This window comes from Paenibacillus sp. JZ16, from assembly GCF_015326965.1.
Classification (GTDB): domain Bacteria; phylum Bacillota; class Bacilli; order Paenibacillales; family Paenibacillaceae; genus Paenibacillus_AQ.
On the sequence record NZ_CP017659.1, the window covers coordinates 5,521,932 to 5,539,830 of the forward strand.

The window sequence follows — 17,899 nt, forward strand, 5'->3', positions numbered from 1 at the left end:
AGGAGCGATCCAATTGAAACATATTATTATTACAGGTACATCAAGAGGTATCGGTGAATCTTTGGCTAATCAATTAATCGATAAGAACCACCACCTTATATGCATCTCTAGAACCACGAACCAACGGATTATCGATCTAGCCAAGGAGAGAGACTGCAAAATTGATTATTTTAATTTTGATTTAACAAACATTGGCGAGATTGATCAACTTTTCGAAGACATCTTCAGTCAAATTGAGCTTTATTCCAACGATGAGGGGATTTATCTTATCAATAATGCCGCCATGTTGACTCCAGTGAGCCCAATTGAACGGATAGAAACTGAAAAAATAATAGAGAACATCCATTTAAATCTATTAGCACCAATGATAATAATCGCAAACTATCTTAAACGTAGCAAAGATATGAATGTGGACAAAAGAATTCTAAATATATCCTCAGCATCTGCAAAATTTTTATTACCGTCACAAAGCTGTTACAGTACTGCAAAAGCTGGCCTTGACTCGTTTACTAAAAGTATAGACATCGAGCAAAAGCTCGTGACATATCCAGCAAAAGTAGTCGCTATATATCCAGGTATGATCGACACCAATTTACAATCGGAAATTCGATCCGTAAGTAATGATCTTTTCCCATATGTTAATGAATTCATTCAACTTTCTGAGGAAGGGAAATTACAAACGCCTGAATACACTGCGCACAAATTAATCGAGATTCTGCTAAGCGAAGATTTTGGTAAAGCTGTTGTTATTGAAACCATTGATCAATGATCCAAATAATTGCCTACAGACACAATTAATATTCGGAAATGAATGCCACACAGTATACGACAGACAACTACATACTAAACCATTGAGTGAAGAAAAACAGCCGTCTCTAATAGAGATTCGGCTGTTTTTTCATGGAGTGGACGTTATTCACGGGTTAGTGGATGTTCTAATTCCACATGACCCATTAAGCTTTCAGTTGCATCTCCGTCAACAAGCAGATCAATACTGCTTATTTCTTCAAACTGAAAAAATGTTTCTTTCAGGGCATCGATGGCTAGAAGTTCTCCTCCAGCACCTAATCTTGCTTCATCCGGAATATGCACATCAAGTGTCAATTTTCCTTGATTAAACGTTGATGAGAGTAAATCAATACTATTCCACAATGAGATCAATTCAGTTTGATCGTTACTTTTAAGGGCAGCAAACGTTTTACTGTATTTGTCGGAGTCATCCTCAAAAGTAATTTTCTTCGTACTTTGTTCTAGTTTGTATAGTTGGCCGTCCGCGTAAAAAACCTGAATTTCTTGAGATTGTTCGCCCTCCTCGTCCTGATTAGCTGATGGCACGGGTGCAGTACTTGCAGGGTCAGAACCCTGCACTGGATCAGAAGAAGTAGGCTTGCTACCACACCCCACCGCTAGTATGCTTATGGCACAAATTGCGATAGCAAGATAGATCCCTTTTTTCATAGAAGCACATCCTCTTAAAATAATCGTTGTTTTATAACGTCAGATATTCTTTTATTCCATCAACAATGGCCTGTGCCGCTTTATTTTGATTGGTTTCTGACATCATGGCCTCCTCCTCAGATTTGTTACTTAAAAATCCGACTTCCAAGAGAACCGCAGACATTGTGGTTTCCCGGATGACCTGGTAGTTTCCGTTCTTAACACCACGATCTTGAAATCCCAAGGCCTTAATCAAATTTTTATGAATGAGGTCTGCTAGTTCTTTACTACTTTCACGTTGGTAATAATACGTTTCGGTTCCCGATACTTGAGGAGCAGCCTTTACGCTGTTCCCGTGTATAGAAACAAACACATCCGCCTTTAGATCATTAGCAAGTTTAACTCGTTCCGATCGTGTAGGGTAAATATCCGTTTCACGAGTCATAATCACTTCTATGCTAGGTTCTTGTTGCAAGAGAGCCTGAACTTTAAGGCCTAAAGCAAGGGTGAAAATCTTCTCAGGTTTTTTCGTGAAACTTATTGTACCTGGATCACTTCCACCATGTCCCGGATCAATAACGACTATTTTCTTGCCACTGTTGACAGGAGTTGCAGGTGCAGGGTCGTTTACCATACTCAAATCAAGGATGAATTTGCCGGCGATGGTCTGCTGCTCATAATTGACCGAACGAACATTGTTTAATTCAATCACGATTCGAACTTGAGCAGGGTCATTTTTGAAAAGAGAATAACGTATATCGGTAATATTTGGAGATTCACTAGTATCCAATCTCTCCATGGCTCCGCTAGAGAGTGCTTGTCCCATATCTCCCAAGTTGGTAGATGGGAAATCCACGACGATTCGTTCAGGGTTTTGAAGAGTAGTTATGACTGGAGTAACTTCATGGTCTAACGAAACCACCAGTTGGTTATTTGCATAGTTTATTTCATGAATTTGCTTAGTGGTTGCTTCGATCCCACTTTCATTAGAGGGTTGGGATGGAAGGGATGTATTGCTAGATAGAGTAACAATCTTGTCTTTGTTATTCCAGCCAACGCTCAGACCCATTTCTTCACTAACAAAACGCATGGGTACGACAACCGTATTCTTAATCATTTGAGGAGCAACGTTGAGCGTCACAGTGTTGTTTTCGACTAAAGCCTCATTTTTTCCAACAGTCAATGAAATTGCTTTAGAACCTTGTTGAATATGTACATTTTGTGTTTTTTTGTCCCAGTTCACATTGAACTTTAAATTCTCAGCGACTACTCGAATTGGAATCATGATGTTGTTGCGTACATTAACGACTTCAACAGAATTAGGTAACCCAAGCTCCTGGCCATCTAAAAATATTTTTGTTTGATTTGTAGCCGCTTGAGCGTGCATAGGGTTTAGAAAGAGTAGCAGTGCAGTAAACAGTAGCATCATTATAGATTTCTTCATTTTACACCTCGGTTTAAATTTACGGAATTACTAAACTTCTAGCTGAAAGACATGGTTACCATACGGTTTTCATCTATGAAAAGAAATCACAGGAAAATAACCTAATACTTAAACTAACCAATTCATAAGAGAACTGATGTTATGAAATTGAAAGGTATCAAGTTAGCGGGGATAACCAATCACCTCCTAAGACTCGCGAGTTAGTTCAAAAGCTGAAAGTACAAACTACTAAATTATGACATCATTCTGCAATTATACATATTTATCCTGTGAAAATGTACCAAAATTTGAAAATATCAGTTGAAGCTTATGTGAAAAATTAAATTTTTGGCAATCCGTAATGTGCCTGCATTACGCAATGAATTAAGCTAACGGGACACGATCGTTCAATGCTAAAAGACTGCCTATAGGCAGTTTCAAATAAACTGGATTCATGCGTATTATTGTCGATATCGCCCCTGAACCGCTTCAGGCAGTTCCTCGAAGGCAACCTCTTCCCAATGCGTGACCCCCCGAAGCAGCGTGTGATATAGCTGTACATAAGCTCCTTCTCTTAATTGCTTTCCGGTCGAAAACCCAAGCCTGCGTTCATTTCCTTTCACATTATATGAAGTCAGCTCATAGTTGTAACGTCCATTGTCATCTTGAATACCGAGGCCGGTTATCATCGTATAATAGATGTTTTTTCCTGCAGAATTTTCAGGGGTCAGCTTCTCCGAATCCCAGAAGAACATCCACAAGCATGCTCCAATCACGATGATGAGCCCCAGGACTTGTACTGTTTTTTTCAATATAAAATCCTCCTAAGCGTAATCAGGATGATACAATGTCTTTATTCTTCAACCGGCGAATAGACATCGATGAAAAAATGATAATGAAAGCCAAATTGATCAACCAAAACAGAATGTTCTGCATGCCTGTTAACGGATCTTGACTCATCACACTCATCCCGATGTTGAGTAACGAGAACGGGAAAAATATTCCTAACTTGGCAATATACATACCCAGACCAATAAAGACCGCGCACAAACTAATGCCGATCGGCGTGGCAAAGCTGCGGATCCGCAGCGAAAGCCCCAATTGTAGAGCAGTTATGGACATACACGCATACCATCCACGGATCATCCAACCTATAGTTTCTACAGGGAAATGCCCTGGTAAGGAGAATAAGGTGCCTGCCAGCCAATAGAGTCCCATGAACAGTACTTGTGCGAACAAGATTAATATGCCGACTACCATCCATTTGGCAAGAAACACGCTGGCAATCGAAACAGGAGAGGTCATAACCATATTCCAATTCCGGTTTAAATGCTCCAGCCTACCAATATAGGAACAGCAGATGGAAATCAGAATAGGCAGGAAAAACACACCGTAGAATAGGGCGACTTGGGTCCACAGGCTGTACCAACCATTTTGCAGGGCGTCCTGGTTAAAATAATAATTCGCACATCCAATCAACAAACTTAGAATTGGAAGTACCGCGATGATAAGGCCAATTCGAGAATGACGCAGTTTTATCCATTCAGCAGAAATACTTCGTTTCATAAAAACTCCTCCTCAGATTTCCTGCCTGCTTACTTGGAAGTTCCCCACGAAATAGAACAGGAGAGTCATGATCAACGAACCCAGTATGATTCCAACACTTTCAGGCTGTACGATATAGACACTCGCAGACTCGGCGTATCGATAAGTAACTGGACTGAGATCCAAATAGTAAGACCAAATAAGAAGATGTCGAATAGCAGCCGGAAATAATCCGGCGGTCATTCCGATGAAGCCGCCCAGCATGCCTAAACACAGCGCAAAAGCCTGATTTTTGATAGCAAAAGATATCCACTGTTGAAGAGCTGTAACAGCAAGCGTCGTGAGGAGAGTGCCTCCAACGAACCGGAATAATAAATCGCTAGGCAGCGAGCCGGGGAAATCCTTTGTGAGCCCGATCACGATTATGAATAAAGCCTGTACCCCGATGCCATACAGGACTAGACTATTGGTACATATATACTTCGCTGCGTAGAGCCGTCCGCGTCCAACATTGGTAGCAGCAAGCATTTTCCAGGTCGATCCCTTATGTTCCATATCACAAATACGTGAGACAACAACAGCCGACATAATGGGCATAAACAAACCATTCATGGATGATATACTAAAAAAAACGGATTCCCACACGGCGTGATCCGGGTTGCTCGCAATGGACCGGCTTATGGACATAAAAGCCCACAGCATCTCTATGACAAGAAATAATATCATCATGATCCCTATTTTTTTGCGACGGATTTTATAATACTCCAGCCCTAACAATTTGATCACAAGCTCCGCCCCTTTCCTGTCAGCTCCAGGAATATATCCTCCAAACTTTTCTTCTGCTCTTCGATTCGAGTGACTTCGATTTTATGTTCAACAAGCAGCCTGTTCATCTCCGCCACTTCCGTATCCTGAAGCGTGCAGAGCTCAAGCCGGCTGCCACTTTGTGTCGGGTTGTATCCTTGAGTGAGTAGTAGCTGCTCGGCTTTAGCGTTGTCCCCGGTTTTCATATAAATGGCGTTTCTGTTTTTTTGCTTCAAACTTGCCATACTCCCCTGATACAACAGATTCCCTTGAGTAATAATGCCTACTGAGGTAGCGATTTGTTCGATCTCCGAGAGGAGATGGCTGGAGAGCAATACAGTGATTCCATAGCGTTCAGGCAATGATTTGATGAGCTCCCGAATTTCCCCAATGCCCGCGGGGTCAAGTCCGTTCGTCGGCTCATCAAGGATCAGCAGCTTGGGAAAAGCAAGCAGGGCCATCGCGATGCCCAGCCGTTGCTTCATTCCCAGCGAATATTGTTCCGTTTTTTTGTTTTTTTGATTTTCCAGCCGCACAATACGAAGCGCCTCGTGAACATTTTTATCGGGTACGTTCCGAAGGCGCTGCATAACCTTCATATTCTCAAGCCCGGTCAAATGCCCGTAATAAGAGGGAGATTCAATCAGCGATCCGGTTCGCTGCAGAATGGATGGCCGATGTTTGCTCAGGTCTTGTCCGAAAATATGGATGGTCCCTTCCGTTGGCTTGACGAGACCGAGCAGCATTTTTAGCGTCGTTGTTTTCCCTGCACCGTTTGGGCCCAGAAAACCATAGATTTCTCCCTCTTGAACACGTAAATCCACTTTATTTACACTGTTATTTGCCCCATATGTTTTAGACAGATTTTGCGTTTGCACAATAGCGAGTGTACTCATAAGAAAGTCAGCTCCATTCCAGTCTTTAATTTCTACTTCGTTTCAACCATAAAGAATCTACCTTACTTCAGTCTTTAGACAACCTTACGCTAACCTTAAATAGATTTTGAAAAAGACGGCTCATCCCCTTGTTCATGTATAATAAATTCAGGTGATGGGGCATGGAGAATTTAAAAGACAAAAAAATATTAATTGTAGATGATGAACCGGAAATCAGAATTATGATCGAACGATTTTTAAGAAAAGAGGGCTTTTACCGTATTTCCATGGCAGGCGACTGTACTTCGGCTCTGTCGATCTGCCGAGAGGGTAAACCGGATATCGCGATTCTTGATGTCATGCTGCCTGATGGCGACGGATTCTCGCTTCTGTCTTCCATTAAACAGTTGATAGATATTCCGATTCTTTTTCTTTCCGCGCGAGGTGAGGATGAAGATCGATTGCTTGGACTGGGTTTGGGGGCAGATGATTACCTTGTGAAACCTTTCCTGCCGCGGGAGCTGGTATTACGGCTGATGGCAATACTGAAGCGGGTTTACTCCTCTCCCGTGGCAGAGCGTCTGCCTGTCTTCCGATTGGGGGAACAGACGATAGACCTCGAGAGTGCTGTCGTGCACAGGAATCAGAAGGAACTGTCATTGACGGCAAAGGAACATGCGATTCTTGTGAAATTGTACGAGAACCAAGGCCGAATCGTCACGAGCGATGCCTTATGTCAAGCCGTTTGGGGAGATGACAGCTACGGATACGAAAATACATTGATGGTCCATGTCAGACGGGTACGGGAAAAAATCGAGCGGGATCCTTCTAAACCGATTCATCTACTCACCGTCAGGGGACTGGGATATAAGCTGCTGGTGAAGGAGATACGTTAGTGGAGGGGATTATTCGCATATTACGGCGGTTTGTCGCCTCAACCCTATTGTTCTCGTTATTTCTGCTTCTTTTTAATTTCGTATTACTAGGCACGCTAGTGTTCACGGAAAATGACCAGAACTCGTCCCCGGAAGGCATAGTTAAGCAAGTGACCCAAGGCTTGGAGATGCAGAAGGACAGCTTTCAACTGGACGGGCAAGCTACCGAGCTGCTGCAGCAGAATCATGCCTGGGCCATGCTGCTCGGTGAAAATGGTCATGTGATCTGGGATTATCATTTACCTCATGATGTTCCTGCTTTCTACAATCTAGTCGATGTAGCCAAGTTCTCACGGTACTACCTTAAGGATTATCCGGTTTATACATCGGAACATCAGGAAGGACTGATGGTCGTAGGGTATCCCAAGGAAAGCCACTGGAAGTATCAATTGGACTTCCTTGCAGAATGGATAAGCTCGTTGCCCCTGCGGATCGTGCTGCTGCTACTTTGTAATTTGGCGTTGGCCTTACTGATATCTATTATCATTGGCACACGGCTCATCAGAAAGATACGGCCTCTGGTGGACGGAGTCCACAATTTAGCTAGGGAACAAGAGGTTCAGCTTGACACCAAAGGGATATTTGGTGATTTGGCCCAGAGCATGAATTCAGCATCAGCGATATTCCAGAACAAGACAGCCGCGCTGCAGTCACGGGATGAAGCACGTGCCAACTGGATTGCCGGGATTTCTCATGATATTCGGACGCCGCTCTCCCTCATACTCGGTTATGCCAGCGAAATGGAGGATCAATCGGACTTGTCGGAGGAGCAGAGGCATCAGGCCGGTATTATCCGGAGCCAAGGCGAGAAGCTGCGCTCACTGGTAAGTGATCTGAATCTGGTCTCTATGCTTGAATATGAAATGCAGCCTTTGAACTTGAAGTACATCCGGCTATCGGTTCTGGGTAGACAGGTTGTCACGGAATTTTTGAATCATGGTTTGGATAACCGGTATGACATTGAATTAAAACTAGCGGATGAAGCGGTTCGGATCTATGGGGATGAGAAATTGTTGCTCCGGGCAATCAGCAATCTTGTCCAGAACAGTGTGCGTCATAACTCGCAGGGCTGCAAAATCACAATAGAAACCTCTCTATCCCAAGATCGCTCCCAATATCGCATGATCGTAAGGGATGATGGGCGAGGAATCCCTCAAGAGCAATTGGCGGAGATTACCGAATTGTACTTTTCTGCAAAGAGAAGGCGCCCTGCCCAGCAAGGTCACGGCCTGGGGCTTCCGATGGTAGCAAGGATTGCGAAGGCGCATCATGGCCACCTCCTTCTTGCAAATGGTGAGGACCAAAGAGGTCTAACAGCGATCATGGAATTCCCTGTGCAGTCGCAGAATGAAACAGTGGAAGATTGGCAAGTGGGTAGCCATCGATGAGACCCATAAATCCAATTGAAATGAGGTGGAGATCAAGATGAGCTGGCGCGGAAGATCCAAATTGGAGCGATTTGAGATGGCCGCCACTTTTATAATGGATGTGATACTCTATATCCCGCGTTTGATTATGAAGCTGTTTTAAATGTTCCGCTTCTGCTGTTCATCGAACTTTGACGGCAATCTTTGCACTGATTAAAACTTCCATCAGCATTTCCAGGAATAAATCCAAAAGACATAACCATGAACAAACAGAAACGGACTAGTCACGCTAGTCCGTTTCATTCTGCTTTCATATATCCAAGTTCCAGTAGAATCAAAAGGCTTCAAACCTTTTCGACAGAAAATCAAGAACTACATGATTGAATTGATGAGGTGCCTCGACAAAGGGGAGGTGGCCACAGTCTTGCATGGTTATTTTAGATGATCGTTCTATTCGTTTATGTAGTGTTTCGGCAATGTCGGGGGATCAGAACATGGTCCTATAGAAAGTTTTTTGCTGGTAGGCGTGTTACTTGGGAGTGCTGGGATTAGCGAGGGAGCGTGAGTTTCCTCGTGCGTTTGTTGAGTTACTGCCTGCTGGGACGCTCTCCCTTTGGGAATCGCTCGTGCAGGTGGAGAGGGGATGTTGAGGTGCTTGTGCGTAATGGGCTACTGCCTGCTGGAACTATTAACCTGCATGAATTAAAACCAGCTCCGGGTACTGTCCCGGAGCTGGTTTTGTTAGGTGCACTCTTCGGCAAAAGCTTATGGTCGGCGGCTATACCCATTCACGGTGGTTGTGCCGTTAGCCGGAGCAGCAAAGGAATGGTGCGTTTTTATGGATTTACGGCTGCCAGTTCACGTTAATGGTGGCTGTGCCGCTCGTTGGAGCCGTGAAGGTATGGTTCGAGCCGCCCTCCCACGTTACCGTCGAGCCTTGTTTTTTCAGGAATTTGAATTCGATGGTTTTACCGGCCGGTACGCTGACGTCATAGTACCAGGTTGGGTATTGGTAGATGACCTGGTTGTACAACGGTCCGATGGCTTTGGCAGGATCCCAATTGCCGAGCTCGCTTACGCTGCCAGCCAGGTACACGTTTTGTCCGAGCGCAGTGGTGGCATTGTTCACCACAAACCGGACGCTGACTTGATCCCCGGTCAGCACTTCGAAGTTGTCGTGTACATTGCTTGAAGTGCCAGCGCTATTGGCGACTTTGATGTTATATACGCCACCGGCTACCGCAGGGATCTTCACTTTGATCTGCGTGTCCTCCCATGCCGTAATGTTAGCGCCTGTTACGGCCGTTGAGCCGAAGTATACCGTGCCTTTGGTTGCGCCGAAGCCGCGGCCGTCAATGGTGATGGTTGCGCCTGGTTTGGCCATCATCGGTCCTACGTGCCCGATCGTTGGCGAAGTCACGGCTGTGGTATATTGCCATACGGCCGTACCGCCCGCAGCGAGCGTAAAGTTGGAAGCTGCTCCGCCTGTGCCAACAGTCAAGCTGTTGCCGTTCAGAAGTCCGCCCAGCACGTCGGCATAGCTGCCGGCAGGCAATGAAGTCGCTAATCCCGTAATGGAAGCCGGCGTATTCACGTTGCGGTTTACAGCGATAAGCGCCACGTTGCTGCCGAATTTGCGTTCATAGATCAGCACATCATTGTTGATCCAGCGCTCTTGGGTCGTTCCATAGGCGATGGCCGGATTGGATTTGCGTAGTGGCGCCAGCTTTTTAATTACTTGGTAAGCGGTCGTCGTCGTAGAGAAAGAAGGAATTCTTGCCCGGTTGTCAGGGTCGTTGCCGCCGGACATGTATTGCTCGGTTCCGTAATAGATGGCCGGCACGCCGCGGGAAGTGAGCGTGAAGGCCAGCGCTTGCTCCAGCTTACGGCGGTTCGCGCTGTTATTGTGGAAGCGTTCCATGTCATGGTTATCGATGAACGTAACCTGATCCTCCACCTGCGCGTAATCGGTTGCCGAGCCCTCTAACATGGACTTCAGACCGTACATATTGTCGGTGTTGTCCCTGAATACCTGGCGTACCTTCTGAGCGAAACGGAAGTCCAGCAGGCTCATGCCGGATTCGTTGGCGAACTTATGGTTCTCTGCACTTACTTCGTTCACGCCGAGGAACCATTCACCGAAGGTGAAGACCGGCTTGTAGTTGTTGACGGTAGCCATGAAACTCTTCTGCCAGCCAAACGGCATATGTTTCACCGCGTCCATTCGAATGCCGTCAATGCCCAGATCGAGCCACATTTTGATGGCGTCCTTCAGGTAGGTATCCACGGTGCTGTTATTGTGATTCAGGTCGGCAAGGTCGTACAGGTTTTTGTAAATCCCGTTCTCTGTTGTTGAGAAATCGGTGCCTCCGTTATGATGAAACAAATTCTTTGTATCGCCCGTGTATCCGCCGAGCAGGGTGCCGTTGTTGTACAGCTTGCCGTTCTCCGCGAATGAAGGCTGGTCCGAGGAAGCGGGAGAGGTGTGGTTCGGTGCGAAGTCGATGATGACTTTGATGTTCTTGGCATGAGCGGCTGCGATGAGATTCTGGAAATCGGCGATCGTGCCGTAAGCCGGGTTCGTTTTCTTGAAATCTCTGGCCCAATAGCCGTGATAAGCGGTATTGTTCACGCCGGAATAGTTGATGACGCTGTAGATGTTCTCGACAGGCTGGGAGATCCAAATGGCGGTAACGCCCATGCCGGTCAGGTAGCCGTCGTTGATTTTGTTAATGATCCCTTGCCAGTCACCGCCGCAGTATAGCCTCAGATTGGTACAGGTACCGTCAAAGGCAGGTCCGGTCGGGTTGTTGGCCGCATTGCCGTCGGAGAAACGGTCCGTAAAGATTTGATAAATGACATCGGTGCTGAAATTTTGTTTATTGGACACCGAAGTATCCGGGGCCGCATGAGCAGGGCCGAGAAGGCTCAAGGCCAGGGACAAGCTAAGGGCAAGAGAAGTTGTCAGTTTGTAAAACTTTTTCATCGTAATTCCTCCTATGTAGCTGATATAGAGAAGGCTGGTTTTACTAGCTTATCGGCTGCTTGAGTTTCACCTCCCATACTAAATCGGGCAACAAAAAACCCCGGAATCTCCTGTAGAGAAACCGGGGTTGTTCCATACCGGGTGTGCGGTGACGGAATGCATGGCCCTTAAATTATGCGAGTGTTTGATTTCAACATTATTGTAAATGGAAGCGTATTCAAGTGTCAATATGTTATATCCAAATAAAAGGGAAATTTAAGTGGGAAGCGATGAAATTAAATTTTATAATAATTAATTAATATTGAAACAAAATTTTACAGATCATATAATAGGTTTAGGAAACGTTTACATTTTCAAAGGTGCTGTGGAGTTAAATGATGTGTCTGTTATTTAGTATTCCAAACTTAAGGACTTGCAGCAAAGGAGGGAAGATGGGATGGCGAGCAGCGCGGAAGCCGGTGCAGAGCAGCTGGGCTTGGGAATCAAGGGAGTGAAGGCGGCGTGCACCGCCATTGAACGCGAAATAGCCGCGGGTACGACGCCGGGTGCCGTGTTGGGTGTCATGCATAAAGGCAAGCAGTGGTTTTATAGTGCCGGTTATGCCAACCCCAGACCAAAGCAGGGTCAGCCTGTGCCGGTCAGCAGGGATACGTTATACGATTGTGCGTCTTTAACGAAGGTGGTGGTTACACTCCCGTTGATTCTGCAATTGATCGATGAGGGAGTCTTGACCTTAAGCACAAAAGTGAGTAACATTCTGCCTCCATTCGGAACGGCCGGTAAAGAAGAGCTTACGGTAGGACAGCTGCTCACGCATACCTCCGGGCTCCAGGCGGACATGAACCTGCATTCGCAGGGCTGGGGTAGGGAGCAGATGTGGGATGCCGTTCTTTCCGCACCGCTCGTGACCAAGCCGGATACCGAAGTGATTTACAGTGATCTGGGATATTTGGCGCTTGGCTGCATGATTGACAAGGTCCTGGGAATGTCTTTAGAGCAGGCAGTAAAGCAACGGGTGTTGGATCCGCTCGGCATGCGTCATGCGACGCTGACTCCTGCGCCGGAACAGGCCGGCCGCTATGCAGCAACGGAGTATGAGGATACCATCCAGGATCATCTATGCGGAATTGTGCATGACGAGAAGGCACGGGCCTTGGGTGGTGTATGCGGTCATGCCGGCCTGTTTGCGACCGCAGGCGATCTGCTGCAATACGCCCGAATGTGGCTGGCACAAGGGGCGATCCCGGCAACGGTGAGGCCAGAGACAGGAGGCGGCGAATTCCGCGTCTTATCTAGGGCGGCGGCGATTACGGCTACTCGTACCCATACGGGGCATATTCATGGCTCCAACCGTGGCTTGGGGTGGGTACTGAAAGGGGATAAGATGGACGCTTCGGGTGATTGGATGGGTCCGGGCTGTTACGGACATACCGGATTTACCGGAACCAGCATGTGGATCGATCCCGAGCTGGATCTCGCGGTCGTACTGCTGACAAACCGCGTATACGGAGGACGGAGCAGCAGCGTGGCCCAGCTTCGGGCCCAAGTCCACAACGCATTGACGGGAGCCGTGACATGGTGAGATGGGAATGAGTCGTGTTCGATTCGGCATCGTTTCGCGGCAATGGAAGCGAATCCAAGCAAATCTGAAGCATTACGACAATAAGGAGGGAATATGCAATGACGAGTTTAGCCTACAGGGCTTACCGGCCTGGAGACGAAGACGCTATCACTACCCTGTGGAATGCCTGTCTACCGGGAGATCCCATGACTCGGCTTCGCTTTCGGAACTTGGTGCTGCTTGATCCGAACTTTGATCCGCAAGGACTGCGGATTGCGGAGCAGGAGGGCCGCTTGGTAGGCGTACTGTATGCGGTACGCCGGAGGCTGCCGATGATCGGAACCGAACTGGAGCCGGATCGCGGGTGGATCACCTTCTTTTATACCGATCCATCGGTTCGGAGACAGGGGGTGGCATCGCGGCTGCTGCAGGACGGCGAAGACTATCTTCGCGATCATGGACGCAGCAAAGTCTTTTTCTCCTCGTATGCCCCGAATTATATCGTTCCTGGAATCGATGGCGAGCGCTATCCGGAGGGCTTGGCGTGGCTTGCGGCAAGCGGCTTTACCCGCAATTATACGGCGGTTGCGATGGATCGCTCCCTGGTCGATTTTCGTATGCCGCCGGAGGTTGCGGAATTAAAGCGGCAGCGTGAGCAAGAAGGCTTCACCTTCATGCTGGCTCAGGACAGCGATTTGGTGGAGCTGATCGATTTTGCGACGGACGTGTTTAACCCGGATTGGGGCCGGGCGATTCGCGATGGATTGCTGCAGCGATTAACAACAGATCAGATCCTGATCGCGCGCGATCAAGGAAAGCTGGTGGGATTCTGCCTGCATAACGGATATGAAGGCGTGGCTGAACGATTTGGTCCGTTTGGCGTGGACCCGTCGATGCAAGGGAAGGGGTTGGGGAAAATTCTGTTATATGATTGCCTCGCCCTCATGCGGGCGCAGGGGCTGCATGGAGCCTGGTTCCTCTGGACGGGCGAACAAAGCCCGGCAGGGCATCTGTACCGCAAGGCCGGATTTCATGTGACGCGTCGGTTCGATATTATGAGCAAAATGCTTCAATAGACTCTACTATTTTCCATACAAAGGGGAGATCCGATTTGACGGAAGCAAAGCAGCATCATATTTTGGCGATTGGCGGACATGCGGGCGATATGGATCTTACGGCGGGCGCCGTGATCGCCAAATACACACAAGCTGGCCACAAAGCAACGTTTCTTCACTTAACGCCAGGGGAGAAAGGACACCCCCGTCTGACGCCGGAGGAGTACGCGAAGCAGAAGATTGACGAAGCTCACCAATTTGCCGATATCGTTGGCGCGGATGTCCGTTTCCTTGCTTACAAGGATGCCGAGCTGCCGCTCAATGAGGAAGTGAAATATCAGGTAGCGGACGTCATACGGGAAGTGAAGCCCGATATCATCATCACGCATTGGAAGGAGAGCATCCACAAGGACCACTCCAATACCCATTACATTGTGGAGGACGCCCGCTTCTATGCAGGGCTGAAGACGATTGAACGAGAGCTTCCGGCCCATTATGCCCAGCAATTGTTCTATGCGGACAATTGGGAGGACCCGTACGATTTTCACCCTGAGGTGTTTATCGATATTCCGGACGAAGCCTATGAAACTTGGGTGAGAGCCATGAACGTGTATGCTTATGCGCGTGGGGAAACGTACGGCTTCCCGTTTATCGAATATTACAAAGCGCTCACGATTGTGAGGGGGGCTCCGGTGAACTTCAAGCGGGCACAAGCCTTTGCCGTGCCGAGAGGTGCGTTGACTAAACGATTACAGTTTTTCTAATTATATGCTTTTACATCCAGACAACTGGAATAATACCTAATGAAATCACAAAAAAATTGTGAGAAATGCCAAAACATCCACTGACATTATACCTATCTTTTGATATAATGAGTGATGTTACGGGGGAACACGTACGGAATCATATAGAGAATACAAACAGGAGAGGAAGTCTTCCATATGGAGGCTTCCTCTCTTTTCATTTGTCAAAGGCTGAGGAAACTGGCGACAAAGCATGTCCGAGTGCAACTCTGACCGGGATGCGGAAGGGATGCTGTTGCATTTTTATAATTCCGTGGTATTATGTATTTAAAGAATCTTAAATTTAAGATATTAATAAGGGATTCCAGCGCAGTCTCTAGAGGGATTGCAGCCTAGTTTATAATGTGATTTTTAGGGTAGCCTATGGTCCTATTGGGCTATTCAAGGGAAATCTAACATTCGTTGTATACGGAATCTAACCATATAACCAATCGAAAGGAGACAATACACATGGAACATACGCATATTTACCGCCAAGGAACTTCTCCGGAGGCACCAACCTTACTATTGCTGCACGGTACCGGAGGGAATGAGGAGGATTTGCTGCCGCTGGCCGAGATGATCTCGCCCGCATCGAATGTGCTCGGCGTCCGCGGAAATGTTCTGGAGAACGGCATGCCAAGGTTTTTTCGTCGTCTCGCTGAAGGCGTATTCGACGTAGAGGATCTCGTGAAACGCACGCAGGACCTGAATGAATTCCTGAATTGGGCAGCCGCCGAATACAGTTTTGACCGCAGCCGTATCGTAGCGGTTGGTTATTCGAACGGCGCCAACATTGCCGCAAGCCTGCTGTTCCACGAGGGAGATGCGCTGCAAGGGGCTATCCTCCACCATCCGATGGTTCCGCTGCGGGATAAGGCCTTACCGGATTTGACTGGCATTCCCGTCTTCATCGCGGCCGGTCGTCACGATTCGATGTGCACCCCGCAGGAGAGCGAGGACCTGAATGAAATGCTAAGTGCAGCAGGGGCGGACGTGAAGCTGCATTGGGAGAACGGGGGGCATCAGCTGAGCCGTGCAGAGGTTGGGATGGCCGCTGCCTGGTTTAAGGAGAAGTTCCTCTAATACCAAGGATGCCATGATATACAAGCACCATGCATTCCTTACCTAATAAGTAAAAATGAAAGCGAATATGATCAAAATACCGTCAAAACGCTGGCGGTATTTTTTTTATACTTAACCCATCGAATAAGAATCGAGGGGGGTCCGACATGGCACAGACAATGGAGACGATGAAGAAGCATGGCACCCAGCCTGCGCGGGGACACAGATCCCGGGGATCCTTGCAGCGGGGTGAGAACCTATGGGGGATCGCATTCGTAAGCCCGATGCTGATCGGCGTCATCATATTGGTGCTGTTTCCGATATTGGCTACGCTCGTGCTGGGTTTTGCCGATTGGAATTTCGTGCAAGGCTGGGATGGCATCCAGTGGGTCGGGTTTCAGAACTTCCGCCAGCTGCTGGAGGATGACATGTTTATCAAGTCGGTGCGCAACAACATCTTGTTTCTCTTGACGGTTCCGGTCTACATGATAATCTCGATGGTGCTGGCCATCCTGATCGACCGGTTTGTCTATATGAAGGGCTATTTTAAAGTGGCCTACTTCATGCCCTACATATCCAACATCGTGGCGGTGGCCGTCGTATGGCAGGTGCTGTTCCAGCCGTCCTACGGGCCGATCAACGAAATCCTCCGGACGCTCGGGATGTCCGATCCGCCCAAGTGGATCGCAGATCCGAATTTCGCGCTGATTTCCATCATGCTGATATCGATCTGGATCTCCATCGGCTTCAATCTGATTATCTATATCGCCGGACTGCAGTCCATTCCGAAGGATCTGTACGAGGCGGCGGATATCGATGGAGCGAACGGGTGGACCAAGTTCAGACGCATTACGCTGCCCCTGCTGTCGCCAACGTCATTTTTCCTGCTGGTGACGGGCGTCATCTCCACGTTTAAGGTCTTTGATATTATTGCTGTTATGACCCAAGGCGGACCGATTGGATCGACAACCATGATGGTCTGGTATTTATACGATACGGCATTCGTCAACCTGAAGGTTGGTTACGCATCGTCCATTGCCGCGGTTCTGTTCGGTTTTGTCATGCTGATTACGCTGGGTCAGTGGGCTGCTCAGAAGAAGTGGGTCAACTACTAGGAGGGAGGGCGCTATATGGGGACAAGAGTCGGCGTCGACGGGCGCAAGCTCATCGTTACGATCGCGATGTTCGCGGTGAGCATTCTGTTTCTCCTTCCTTTTATATGGATGCTGGTTACATCCTTTAAGGTGGAGAAAGACGTATTCGTATATCCGATCCAGTGGATTCCGCGGGAGTGGAACGCCATCGAGAATTATAAGGAGGTATGGTTCGGCGATTATCCTTTCTATCTCTATTACTGGAACTCGATCAAGGTCAGTATACTGACCACAATCATCTCGGCCATGGTATCCGCCCTGGCGGCCTACGGCTTCTCCAAAATCCGGTTTGCCGCCGGCAATTGGCTGTTCATCATCGTGCTGGTGACCTACATGATTCCCGGCCAGGCCATCCTGATCCCGCAGTTTATTCTGTACCGCAACATCGGGCTGTTTGATAACCATTTCGGCCTCATTATGCTGGGAAGCTTCAGCGTGCTCGGAACGTTTATGCTCAGGCAATTCTTCATGGGCGTGCATCAGGAATTCATCGAATCCGCCAAAATCGACGGCGCGAACCATCCGCGAATCTTCTGGTCGATTGCACTGCCACTGGTGAAGCCCGCTGTTGCCACGTATGCGATCCTGCGTTTCATCTGGACGTGGAACGATTATCAGAATCCGCTCATCTTCCTGCGGACGGACAGGCTGTTCACGATTCCGCTGGCGATGCAGAAATTCACGTCCTTGAGCGGAGAATTCTATTCCCTGATTATGGCTGCTGCCGTGTCGGCGATCTTCCCGCTGCTGATCGTTTTTATCATCGGCCAGAAGAGTGTCATCGAGGGCATCGCGCTGGGCGGGGTCAAGGGTTAAGAGCCCGGGAATGAATGGGGTAAAAATAGTTCCAACATCAGTAAAGATTGTTTTATGGTTAAGATGTAAGCGCTCTATATAATGGGGATAGTCA

The 17,899-nt window shown here is 47.8% G+C and carries 16 protein-coding genes; 9 read left to right on the forward strand and 7 right to left on the reverse strand.

What is annotated here, in order from left to right; genetic code table 11:
* Positions 1 to 13: 13 nt before the first annotated feature.
* Positions 14 to 769, forward strand: coding sequence for a (S)-benzoin forming benzil reductase (locus BJP58_RS24790; protein WP_194540980.1), 756 nt, complete (start codon positions 14 to 16; stop codon positions 767 to 769).
* A gap of 143 nt (positions 770 to 912) precedes the next feature.
* Here the strand turns inward: BJP58_RS24790 and BJP58_RS24795 are convergent, their stop codons facing one another.
* The 6 genes from BJP58_RS24795 to BJP58_RS24820 all read right to left on the reverse strand — a co-directional run bounded on the left by BJP58_RS24795 (position 913) and on the right by BJP58_RS24820 (position 6,105).
* Positions 913 to 1,458: a GerMN domain-containing protein gene (locus BJP58_RS24795; RefSeq protein ID WP_194540981.1), complete on the reverse strand. Its 546-nt coding sequence runs from the start codon at positions 1,456 to 1,458 to the stop codon at positions 913 to 915.
* Positions 1,459 to 1,489: 31 nt separating this feature from the next.
* A complete protein-coding gene (locus BJP58_RS24800) occupies positions 1,490 to 2,881 on the reverse strand; it encodes an N-acetylmuramoyl-L-alanine amidase family protein (RefSeq protein WP_233354753.1) in 1,392 nt (463 codons plus the stop codon).
* 440 nt (positions 2,882 to 3,321) lie between these two features.
* Positions 3,322 to 3,672, reverse strand: coding sequence for a YxeA family protein (locus BJP58_RS24805; protein ID WP_194540982.1), 351 nt, complete (start codon positions 3,670 to 3,672; stop codon positions 3,322 to 3,324).
* A 22-nt stretch (positions 3,673 to 3,694) separates the two neighbouring features.
* A complete protein-coding gene (locus tag BJP58_RS24810; RefSeq protein ID WP_194540983.1) occupies positions 3,695 to 4,426 on the reverse strand; it encodes an ABC transporter permease in 732 nt (243 codons plus the stop codon).
* A 12-nt stretch (positions 4,427 to 4,438) separates the two neighbouring features.
* Positions 4,439 to 5,191 (reverse strand): ABC transporter permease, encoded by a 753-nt coding sequence (locus tag BJP58_RS24815; RefSeq protein ID WP_194540984.1) that lies wholly within the window; start codon positions 5,189 to 5,191, stop codon positions 4,439 to 4,441.
* Entirely contained in the window at positions 5,188 to 6,105 is a 918-nt protein-coding gene (locus tag BJP58_RS24820; RefSeq protein ID WP_194540985.1) for an ABC transporter ATP-binding protein, read from the reverse strand. The genes BJP58_RS24815 and BJP58_RS24820 overlap by 4 nt, the downstream gene beginning before the upstream one ends.
* A 161-nt stretch (positions 6,106 to 6,266) precedes the next feature.
* Between BJP58_RS24820 and BJP58_RS24825 the strand changes: the two genes are divergently transcribed.
* Entirely contained in the window at positions 6,267 to 6,980 is a 714-nt protein-coding gene (locus BJP58_RS24825) for a response regulator transcription factor (RefSeq protein ID WP_194540986.1), read from the forward strand.
* Positions 6,980 to 8,407: a sensor histidine kinase gene (locus BJP58_RS24830; protein ID WP_194540987.1), complete on the forward strand. Its 1,428-nt coding sequence runs from the start codon at positions 6,980 to 6,982 to the stop codon at positions 8,405 to 8,407. Before BJP58_RS24825 ends, BJP58_RS24830 begins: the two co-directional genes overlap by 1 nt.
* 823 nt (positions 8,408 to 9,230) lie before the next feature.
* Here the strand turns inward: BJP58_RS24830 and BJP58_RS24835 are convergent.
* A complete protein-coding gene (locus BJP58_RS24835) occupies positions 9,231 to 11,372 on the reverse strand; it encodes an alpha-amylase family glycosyl hydrolase (RefSeq protein WP_194540988.1) in 2,142 nt (713 codons plus the stop codon).
* A 436-nt stretch (positions 11,373 to 11,808) separates the two neighbouring features.
* Here BJP58_RS24835 and BJP58_RS24840 point away from each other — a divergent pair, with 436 nt between their 5' ends.
* The 6 genes from BJP58_RS24840 to BJP58_RS24865 all read left to right on the forward strand — a co-directional run bounded on the left by BJP58_RS24840 (position 11,809) and on the right by BJP58_RS24865 (position 17,805).
* Positions 11,809 to 12,954, forward strand: coding sequence for a serine hydrolase domain-containing protein (locus BJP58_RS24840; protein WP_194540989.1), 1,146 nt, complete (start codon positions 11,809 to 11,811; stop codon positions 12,952 to 12,954).
* A 98-nt stretch (positions 12,955 to 13,052) separates the two neighbouring features.
* On the forward strand, positions 13,053 to 14,009 hold the full coding sequence (locus tag BJP58_RS24845; protein ID WP_194540990.1) for a GNAT family N-acetyltransferase: 957 nt from the start codon (positions 13,053 to 13,055) through the stop codon (positions 14,007 to 14,009).
* Positions 14,010 to 14,044: 35 nt separating this feature from the next.
* A complete protein-coding gene (locus tag BJP58_RS24850; protein WP_194540991.1) occupies positions 14,045 to 14,752 on the forward strand; it encodes a PIG-L deacetylase family protein in 708 nt (235 codons plus the stop codon).
* A 489-nt stretch (positions 14,753 to 15,241) separates the two neighbouring features.
* Positions 15,242 to 15,856, forward strand: coding sequence for an alpha/beta hydrolase (locus tag BJP58_RS24855; RefSeq protein WP_194540992.1), 615 nt, complete (start codon positions 15,242 to 15,244; stop codon positions 15,854 to 15,856).
* A gap of 146 nt (positions 15,857 to 16,002) precedes the next feature.
* Complete coding sequence (locus BJP58_RS24860; protein WP_194540993.1) at positions 16,003 to 16,950, forward strand: carbohydrate ABC transporter permease; 948 nt, start codon at positions 16,003 to 16,005, stop codon at positions 16,948 to 16,950.
* A 15-nt stretch (positions 16,951 to 16,965) separates the two neighbouring features.
* Positions 16,966 to 17,805, forward strand: a complete 840-nt coding sequence (locus BJP58_RS24865; protein WP_194540994.1) for a carbohydrate ABC transporter permease — start codon at positions 16,966 to 16,968, stop codon at positions 17,803 to 17,805.
* The last annotated feature ends 94 nt before the right edge of the window (positions 17,806 to 17,899 follow it).

Excerpts from the sequence above, each read along its gene's own strand:
- BJP58_RS24795 (WP_194540981.1), bottom strand. The coding sequence starts at position 1,458 with ATGAAAAAAGGGATCTATCTTGCTATCGCAATTTGTGCCATAAGCATA.
- BJP58_RS24800 (WP_233354753.1), bottom strand. The coding sequence starts at position 2,881 with ATGAAGAAATCTATAATGATGCTACTGTTTACTGCACTGCTACTCTTT.
- BJP58_RS24810 (WP_194540983.1), bottom strand. The coding sequence starts at position 4,426 with ATGAAACGAAGTATTTCTGCTGAATGGATAAAACTGCGTCATTCTCGA.
- BJP58_RS24820 (WP_194540985.1), bottom strand. The coding sequence starts at position 6,105 with ATGAGTACACTCGCTATTGTGCAAACGCAAAATCTGTCTAAAACATAT.
- BJP58_RS24825 (WP_194540986.1), top strand. The coding sequence starts at position 6,267 with ATGGAGAATTTAAAAGACAAAAAAATATTAATTGTAGATGATGAACCG.
- BJP58_RS24835 (WP_194540988.1), bottom strand. The coding sequence starts at position 11,372 with ATGAAAAAGTTTTACAAACTGACAACTTCTCTTGCCCTTAGCTTGTCC.
- BJP58_RS24840 (WP_194540989.1), top strand. The coding sequence starts at position 11,809 with ATGGCGAGCAGCGCGGAAGCCGGTGCAGAGCAGCTGGGCTTGGGAATC.
- BJP58_RS24845 (WP_194540990.1), top strand. The coding sequence starts at position 13,053 with ATGACGAGTTTAGCCTACAGGGCTTACCGGCCTGGAGACGAAGACGCT.
- BJP58_RS24855 (WP_194540992.1), top strand. The coding sequence starts at position 15,242 with ATGGAACATACGCATATTTACCGCCAAGGAACTTCTCCGGAGGCACCA.
- BJP58_RS24860 (WP_194540993.1), top strand. The coding sequence starts at position 16,003 with ATGGCACAGACAATGGAGACGATGAAGAAGCATGGCACCCAGCCTGCG.
- BJP58_RS24865 (WP_194540994.1), top strand. The coding sequence starts at position 16,966 with ATGGGGACAAGAGTCGGCGTCGACGGGCGCAAGCTCATCGTTACGATC.